The following is an 8432-nucleotide window of genomic DNA, read 5'->3' on the forward strand; positions in this document are numbered from 1 at the left end:
GCTCAGGACCCCAGACTTTGATTTCTTTAAAGAAACTACACGGCTGCTTTTGCGAATAATTCACCCCCTAGTTTGATTTCAGATTAGGGGGCGAAAATAACTGACTAGTATCTGATCACTTTTCGCAATTATTCACATAATATACTTTTGGAGTATTATCATCATCGCTGTCAAGGTCGGATTCGCATTTTTTGAGACTACCGACTGCAAATAAGCCTACTCCTGAAAGGGTAACTGCTGCTCCAATTCCTGCCATTACTAATCCAGTAATACCAAAAGTTGCGGCATTAAGCACAGTGAAGGCAACTGCAATTGCTGCAGCTCCCAGAACGGTCATAAAACCACCTAATATTTGCATGCTTAAATTAGAAAATGAGCTATTGTCATTTGTTGTTTCCATAGGAAAAGCTTGATCTTGGTATTGAATCTTTTCTAAAACCTCTTTTTTATCATTATCCAAATAATTAATATATTTTTTTTCAAGTTCTTTTGCATCTATCAATCTTTGCTGTTCTGTTCCATCTTTATAATGAATTGTTACACGATATTGAGTTGCAGGGGGTACCAAAATTTCATCGATACTCACCGATTGGATTTCTTTATTCATTTCTATTTTCAAAAAACTCATAATAAAATTCTCTGATTTAACAAGGGGAATCATTATAATCTATATTATTTAAAGATCAAATTGATAACAATAAAATCAATCAATATTTAGCCCTATGTCATTAGGTATAATACGATTAATGTCGTAATTAGATTAGTTAAAACAGCCAAAACATATAATTTTTACTCTATTTTCAGGGATGGTTGTCGCGCAGCATTGCGAGGTGACCAGCAAAAAGAATCAAGGATTCGATTACCAAATTGATTGGATTGATAATTTGAACTGATATACATTGACTTGTGTGAATAAAGAATTCTCAAATGAATTAACAAAACGTTACATTGAATTAGCAAAACAAATTGATTCCAATTTTTAATTTCTAGTAATTCAAACTTGACGAGTTATCTAAAGATCATTAACATTAAATTTTATCCATGCGTTATTTTTTTTGATCAATCTTATGATATAATGTGGTCTTTGGTGTATTTTTCTGTACTCTATGTAACAGGAAAGAATCTGATGACTTTACGTTTTATTAAACCCTTAGGATATTATCCTCCTCTTTTATGGGGTGAATCAAAATCAATCAATGGTTTTTCTTTACGAGGGCTAATTTTTCTTAACTTATTAATACGTTTTCTTGTCTACCCTTTTAATTTTATTTTTAGTGGAATTGTTACTTTTTGCTTTATTGGCACAGCTATATTTTGCAATTTAGTTTGGCTGTTAGGTGGAATGTGTTCTAATTTCTGGTCCACTAATACAAAAGCTCTAAATCAGATTATGCTTACCCGTTTACCATGGCTGCTCTTTGATAACATAGGATTTCTATGGAACCAAGGTAAGCTACTTCTGGGACTTTTTTATACTCCTTTGGCAATATCTACTATTAATGATTTAAACGATTTTACAGAACCGCTTACACACATTAGTTTGTTTCATTGGACTTGGGAAGAACCGCATCAAAAACAAATAAAGAAACTAGCTAATTTCTTAGACAATCATAAGCTACATGTACCACAAATGATGCTTTGCACTTTAGCTGCCGAGCCAGTTGATTCCATCTTGTGTGCTTTTCGAATGTTTCAAGGATTTGGGGTTATGAACAATTATGGACTTAATCCTGTTAAATTAACCGACTTACAAGCACAATACCCTCCAATTTTATGCATCCATGGTAATTATCACAATCAATCGGCGTGGCTTCCCTTAGCAGAATATTTTCAAAAGCATACATATCCAGGGGCCATTTTTACCCTTAATTTACCCGCAGGAAATTTTACTTCTACTGATACAGATTTTATTAATCAAAAAATTGAATCCATTAAAGATTGCTATAAGGAAGCTAAAGTCCCAGAAGGAAATTTTAAATTAAATTTAATAGGGCATTCACGAGGAGCGACTCTCGCTTATTATTTAGGCTTCGCAGACTTTGAAATTGCTGGTGAAAATTTTAAATGGAATAAAACTAATAACCCATTAATAAATAAAACTATCCTAATTGGAGATTCGGAACATGAGGAGCCCGATTATCGAAAATCGAAACCAACTTACATTAATGGACGCCACGATACTCTACTTTTCTTTAAAAAATCACCGGAAGAAGTTCGAGGATCTCTACACAAAAGTGGGCATTTAGGTCTATTATCCAATCCAAACGTGCTTGAAGAATGTTATTTTACCATTGTTAATGAACCAACATTTTGTGGGTTCTAGTCCTGAAAGACTAATAGGACAAATTACCAGCTGAATTGAATTATTTAGCCGCTCATGGTTAATAGGGGTTTGATTTTTAAGTATTAAGGTGGGATTGTAATTTAATGCTTTCATGGGTTTTCAGTATAAATCCGCCCAAAATATTTGCATTTTATCCTGTAATTATTTTCGCGACAGTAAGGCACAAGACTTTGAGGCACTTCGTTGTATCCAGGCTTTGCCAATTTAACTCTTATCAATTTATTTTTCCGCTCGTAGCGGGCGATCCATTAGTCCAAGTTAAAGAGTTACAAGCGGATGCTCCAGATTGGAATGGATTAACATCCCGACAATTGATGCGTTTGAAATCAGCATGTGAGCAACGAATTAAAAGTTGTACTCGAAAAAATCAAAATCCATTAATGAAATAAGTGAATTTACTGGCTTATCTCAAGATGTTATAGCCAAACTGAAAAACGAATTGTAGCCGTAATCTGGGGCGCTAGGGGTTTTGTCGCAAAAAATAATACATTTAAGATAAGATCTGGATTTTTGCATAGGAAAGGTCAACGATGCTGAGTTGTAAATGGCGTCATTTTAAGCAAAATATTATTTTGATGCTAGTCAGATGGTACGTGGCATATTCCTTGAGCTACCGTGATATTGAGGAGCTCTGGAACATGGGCTAAAATGTGTGATTCATAGACATCGTTTCAATTAATTGATAGATTTACCCGCCTTATGAAACAGCAATTAAAGCTAGGTTAACTTGGGTAAATCTATATCTTGAAACTAAAGATGCAGGATATGTTTGCCGTAATGTGGTATTTCTCGTCCTCCCCTGAGAAAGTGGTACAGACGTTATTTAGAAGCGGGTATCGATGGATTAAATGATCAAAGCAAAAAGCCTCATTTGTCACCAAGTAAGAAGTTAAATTCAGAGCTGATTAAACTAATTCTTGATTTGCGTATCAGTCGTATCCGAAGTAATTATTGAGGCAGCAAAAGAATGGTCTGTGGACTTATTAGTTATAGGTACACATGATAGGCGAGGTTTTAGCCGTCTTTTTTTGGTAGTGTAGCAGAAAATGTTATTCGCATTGCGACAACGCCTGTACTTTTAATTCGAGATGTCAATGCTTAAATTATATCTGGTAACTTGGGGGGAACAATAAATCTAAATTATTATAGCTCAAGCTGAATAAGCCATTGACGGGTGAAACTAAATTTAGTGACGATAGTGCTAAATAATGCTCTACTTAAGTTGCACAAGATCCATAAAATGGCACTATCATTGAATGATAATTTAAAATCATTGGCTCAAAATAGAAGGATTAACCTTTTTCAATTTGAATTTCTCGTGAATGATTTTTCTTCCCATCTTTTTTAGGTATATTTATCCATAACATACCTTTCTTAAAGGTAGCTTTAGCTTCGTTTGAATTTACAGATGATGGCAGAGAGATACTTCTATCGTAGCTACCATAGCTAATTTCCCGAGAGAGATATTTTTTATCTTTATGTTTTTTAGAGGTTGATTTTTCACCATGTATCTCAAGTATATCCTCATTGATGGTAATCTTAATATCTTGTTCTCCCATACCTGGCATTTCAACTTCAACAGTAAAACTGTCATCAGTTTCTGTAATATCCATTGCAGGGAAAAGACTACGATTTTCAAATCGATTAACATCTAATTCTTCAGTTCCAAAAAGATGATAAAAGTCATCAATCGCTTCATTAATACTCTTATGAAGTCCTAAAAATGGTTTAATTGGATGCTCAATTGAAATGGGTGTACCTTTCTTCCATCTCGCTAAATTGCTCATTTTATACCTCCTGTATTTTGATAACATCCTGTTTATATTTTGATTAATTTTTAGACTAGACTGCAATTAATAGAAAATCAAGAATTCTAAAATTTATCGATAATCGATAGCAATTTTTTATACCCCGCACATTATTTAATCCAAAAAAGCAGAAACGCATACTCCACCGCAAAAGACTTCTTTCGTTTAGTATACGCCTCTAAAAAGCTGTTACAGTATTCCCAATCACGGAAAAAATTGACCTTTTATGATTAAATATTAATCTATACTTAATTTATTTAAGTTAAAGTTTTTACGGACAGAACTTATTATGGACAAGTTTATTGATCGAAAGGAAGCTGGAATTATTTTAGCGGAATATCTTAAGGACTATATTAATCTGCCCAACATTATTGTTTTAGCATTGCCACGTGGTGGGGTGCCTGTAGCCTATGAAATTGTGCAAGCTCTTTCTGTGCCTCTTGATATCCTTATTGTGCGTAAACTGGGTGTTCCAGGGCATGAGGAATTGGCGATGGGTGCTATTGCCTCTGGAGATACAGTTATTTTTAATAAAAAATTATTAAACCAACTGGATATTGATCAATCTTCCATCGATACCATTTTACAAAGAGAACAACAAGAATTGGTTCGACGCGAGCACTTATATCGAGGTAATCGCAATTTCCCTACCTTAAAAGGCAAAACTATTATTTTAGTTGATGATGGCATTGCAACCGGAGCTACAATGCAAGCGGCAGTGTCCTCATTACGCAAGCATACACCCGCTTCGATTATTATTGCTGTACCTGTCGCTGCCCGAGAAACATGTGAAGAAATGGCAAAAATAGTTGATCAAGTTATATGTCTTATGCAACCCATAAATTTATATGCAGTTGGGATTTGGTATGAGAATTTTTCTCAAGTTTCTGATAAAGAAGTAATTGAATTATTAGAAAAATCAAACTCGATAATAAAGACTTTTAGGTGATATATGGACAAGCTCATACTTAATGATGAACAAGTTATTAAAATACCCAGTGGAGAAATTTTTCTTGATGGTATTCTTTATATTCCAAATGGTGCTTTAGGATTAGTTTTATTTGTACATGGAAGCGGCAGCAGTCGATTCAGTACACGCAATCAATACGTTGCAAAAATATTAAATGAGGCTGGGCTGGCAACATTATTATTTGATTTACTAACACCAGACGAAGATATTATTGATAATCAAACCCGTCAATTGCGTTTTGATATCGAATTATTGGCTTCAAGATTACTTGATGTAACCAAATGGTGTCGCAAACAATCAAGCTTTAAATCTTTAAATATCGGTTATTTCGGTGCCAGTACAGGAGGCGGAGCAGCTTTATTTGCAGCAGCTTCTGATCTTAATGGGACTTCCGCTATTGTTTCTCGGGGTGGTAGACCCGATTTGGCTGGAGATGCTTTGGGATTTGTTCATGCTCCGACCTTATTAATTGTTGGAGAGGAAGATAAGGTTGTTATTCAATTAAATTGTGCGGCTCTGGAAAAATTAAATTGTATTAAAGAAATAGCTATTGTCCCGGGTGCTACTCACTTGTTTGAAGAACCGGGGGCATTGCAGGAGGTAGCACGTCTTGCCAAAAATTGGTTTGTTAACTATTTACACGTAAGAAGATAGCTATTACAAGGAATAAGGGTATTTTATGGATAAAGATGCTCATCAAAGACTTATTACAACACTTGATAATACTATAGAGCCTCTTCCAGAATCTGGGCAATATTCATCGCTCTTAGAATCAATTGGTGATGCGCGCATTGTGATGATTGGAGAAGCTACCCATGGTACACAGGAGTTTTATCAAACACGGATTGAAATTACACAACAATTAATTAAAGAGAAAGGGTTCATGGCTGTGGCAATAGAGGGAGATTGGCCGGATGCTCATCGAGTTCATCGGTTTTTACAAGCTAGAAGTGAGGATCACAATGCTGCACAATCTTTAGACGATTTCAAACGCTTTCCAACATGGATGTGGCGCAATATAACCATACCTCCTTTTCTCAAATGGCTTCGTGAATACAATGATAAGCTTCCTGCATTACACAAGGTTGGATTCTATGGACTTGATCTCTATAGCCTCAATACATCTATGAAAGCGGTTGTACATTATTTGCAAAAAGTTGATCCGCAGGCTGCTCTAGAAGCTAAAAATCGTTATGCCTGTTTTGATCATATGAATGTAGATCCACAAATGTATGCTTATTTAACGTCTACTCGCGTTAAAAAATCATGCATTGATGAAGTCATTGCAGAACTTTTGGAAATTCAACATCAGGCATTTAAATATCTTAATAAAGATGGTCTTGCCGCCGCAGACGACTATTTCTTTGCGTCACAAAATGCACGCCTCGTCAAAAATTCTGAAGCATATTATCGCTCTATGTTCGAAGGACACATAGCCTCATGGAATATTCGCGATAGGCACATGGTTGAGACTTTAAATCTACTGGCTGATCATTTAGAACATCGTTTTAATAAACCTGCAAAAATCATCGTTTGGGCTCATAATTCACATGTGGGTGACGCCCGGGCTACCGAAATGGGAGAGCAAGGCGAAGTAAACATGGGGCAATTAGTAAGAGAACAGCATACAAATACTTATTCCATTGGGTTTTCAACTTATGAAGGTTTTGTTACCGCAGCCTCTAATTGGGATGAGCCTGCAGAGCGTAAAAAAATTGTCCCGGGTTTTGCAGAAAGTTATGAAGAGCTATTCCATCAGTTACAGTATAAAAATTTTATTTTAAATTTAATTGGAAACGAGAAGCTTGAGCATTTCTTAAAAATTCCTCGTTTACAAAGGGCAATCGGGGTGATTTATAGACCAGAAACAGAACGTCTAAGTCATTATTTTTTTACTCATTTACCTTATCAGTTTGATAGTGTAATTCATATGGATAAGACTACAGCATTGCAACCTCTTGGTCATTAATGCTGGGTAAAAAAGTCGATTATTATTACGGTGATTATTAATCGCTTTGGAGGATATATGAAGGCTCTTATTTATCAAGGTAAAGGCAAAAAGATGGTAGAAGAACGACCTAAACCTACTATTCAGTATCAAAGTGACGCTATCGTAAAAGTCAATAAAACAACCATTTGTGGAACTGACCTTCATATTCTCAAAGGAGATGTTAGTACTTGTACTCCGGGGCGAATACTTGGTCATGAAGGAATTGGCACTGTTGAGCAAATTGGAAAAAACGTGAGTTCACTTTCTGAAGGCGATCAGGTGCTTATTTCCTGTATATCTGCATGCTCTAAGTGCGAAAACTGTAAGCGTGGTATGTATTCTCATTGTGCCGATGGAGGTTGGATGCTTGGAAATACTATTGATGGCACCCAAGCGGAATATGTACGTATCCACCATGCGGATACTAGCTTATATAAAATTCCTAATATTACAGACGATGCCTTCGTGATGTTAAGTGATATTTTGCCTACAGGGTTTGAGTGCGGTGTGTTAAATGGAAAAATTCAGCCTGGATCAACGGTTGCTATTGTTGGTGCAGGACCTATTGGTTTGGCCGTACTATTAACTGCACAGCTCTATTCGCCTTCACTAATAATTATGATTGATAAAGATAAGTATCGTTTAGATATTGCTCGTCAACTTGGTGCAACTCATACTTTAAATTCAAATAGTGAAAACATCGTTGATAAAATAATGGAAATTACAAAATGTGGGGTTGATACAGCCATTGAAGCAGTAGGGATACCTGACACTTTTGTGATGTGTGAGAATATAGTTGCGCCAGGAGGCATCATCGCTAATATCGGTGTTCATGGCGTGGAGGTACCTCTACACTTAGAACGATTATGGTCACAAAATATCACCATTACGACAAGGCTTGTTGATACCATCACTACGCCTACGCTTCTGAAAATGGTTTCTTCTAAAAAAATTGATCCTAACGCGCTTATTAGTCATCATTTTAACTTTGAAGATATCATCGAAGCCTATGAAACGTTTGCAGAAGCCAGTAAGACGCAAGCCATAAAAATGATTATTAGCATGTAGCAGCAACCATGAAAAAACACGATGGAGAAAGAAATTTTAAAAAAGGCGACGACCTTCTTTGCGAAAGAAATGAAATAAAATATTCATTTATAGCCGAACAAAAGAAGGCATGGCCGATTGAATTAATGTGTCAGGTATTGGATGTTAAGAGCGATGGGCAGCAATTCTGAAGGTAGTTGACGGAGCTTGTAAGAAAAGAAAAATAATTAGTACCGCTATTGGACTTATCAATCACACAGAGGGTTTGCCTTG

The 8432-nt window shown here is 35.8% G+C and carries 8 protein-coding genes and 3 pseudogenes; 9 read left to right on the plus strand and 2 right to left on the minus strand.

The genetic code is table 11. The annotated features are described in order from the left end of the window. Positions 1 to 115: 115 nt before the first annotated feature. Positions 116 to 628 (minus strand): hypothetical protein, encoded by a 513-nt coding sequence (locus tag WA877_RS05395; protein ID WP_425169914.1) that lies wholly within the window; start codon positions 626 to 628, stop codon positions 116 to 118. 498 nt (positions 629 to 1126) lie between these two features. On the opposite strand from WA877_RS05395, the gene WA877_RS05400 reads away from it, so the two are divergent. The 4 genes and pseudogenes from WA877_RS05400 to WA877_RS05415 form a co-directional block, all read left to right on the plus strand. Next, positions 1127 to 2323 carry an esterase/lipase family protein gene (locus WA877_RS05400; RefSeq protein WP_425169915.1) on the plus strand — a complete coding sequence of 399 codons (1197 nt, stop codon included), beginning with the start codon at positions 1127 to 1129 and terminating at the stop codon, positions 2321 to 2323. A gap of 191 nt (positions 2324 to 2514) precedes the next feature. Beyond that, entirely contained in the window at positions 2515 to 2733 is a 219-nt protein-coding gene (locus WA877_RS05405) for a hypothetical protein (RefSeq protein ID WP_425169916.1), read from the plus strand. A gap of 321 nt (positions 2734 to 3054) precedes the next feature. Then, positions 3055 to 3281 (plus strand): annotated as a pseudogene (locus WA877_RS05410) (helix-turn-helix domain-containing protein); the annotation flags it as partial. Continuing rightward, positions 3280 to 3446: pseudogene (locus tag WA877_RS05415) on the plus strand (universal stress protein); the annotation flags it as partial. The pseudogenes WA877_RS05410 and WA877_RS05415, both read left to right, overlap by 2 nt. A 190-nt stretch (positions 3447 to 3636) precedes the next feature. Here the strand turns inward: WA877_RS05415 and WA877_RS05420 are convergent. Next, positions 3637 to 4131: an Hsp20/alpha crystallin family protein gene (locus WA877_RS05420; protein ID WP_425169917.1), complete on the minus strand. Its 495-nt coding sequence runs from the start codon at positions 4129 to 4131 to the stop codon at positions 3637 to 3639. A gap of 310 nt (positions 4132 to 4441) precedes the next feature. Here WA877_RS05420 and WA877_RS05425 point away from each other — a divergent pair, with 310 nt between their 5' ends. The 5 genes and pseudogenes from WA877_RS05425 to WA877_RS05445 form a co-directional block, all read left to right on the plus strand. After that, positions 4442 to 5101 carry a phosphoribosyltransferase gene (locus WA877_RS05425; RefSeq protein WP_425169918.1) on the plus strand — a complete coding sequence of 220 codons (660 nt, stop codon included), beginning with the start codon at positions 4442 to 4444 and terminating at the stop codon, positions 5099 to 5101. A gap of 3 nt (positions 5102 to 5104) precedes the next feature. Further along, the gene (locus WA877_RS05430) at positions 5105 to 5776 is read left to right on the plus strand and encodes a dienelactone hydrolase family protein (RefSeq protein WP_425169919.1); all 672 of its coding nucleotides are present in this window, start codon (positions 5105 to 5107) and stop codon (positions 5774 to 5776) included. Between the two features lie 25 nt (positions 5777 to 5801). Further along, entirely contained in the window at positions 5802 to 7091 is a 1290-nt protein-coding gene (locus WA877_RS05435) for an erythromycin esterase family protein (RefSeq protein ID WP_425169920.1), read from the plus strand. A 57-nt stretch (positions 7092 to 7148) separates the two neighbouring features. Beyond that, positions 7149 to 8180 (plus strand): zinc-dependent alcohol dehydrogenase family protein, encoded by a 1032-nt coding sequence (locus tag WA877_RS05440; protein WP_425169921.1) that lies wholly within the window; start codon positions 7149 to 7151, stop codon positions 8178 to 8180. Between the two features lie 18 nt (positions 8181 to 8198). Next, positions 8199 to 8338: pseudogene (locus WA877_RS05445) on the plus strand (IS3 family transposase); the annotation flags it as partial. Positions 8339 to 8432: the final 94 nt, after the last annotated feature.

Source organism: Legionella sp. (genome assembly GCF_049790535.1).
Lineage (GTDB): Bacteria > Pseudomonadota > Gammaproteobacteria > Legionellales > Legionellaceae > Legionella.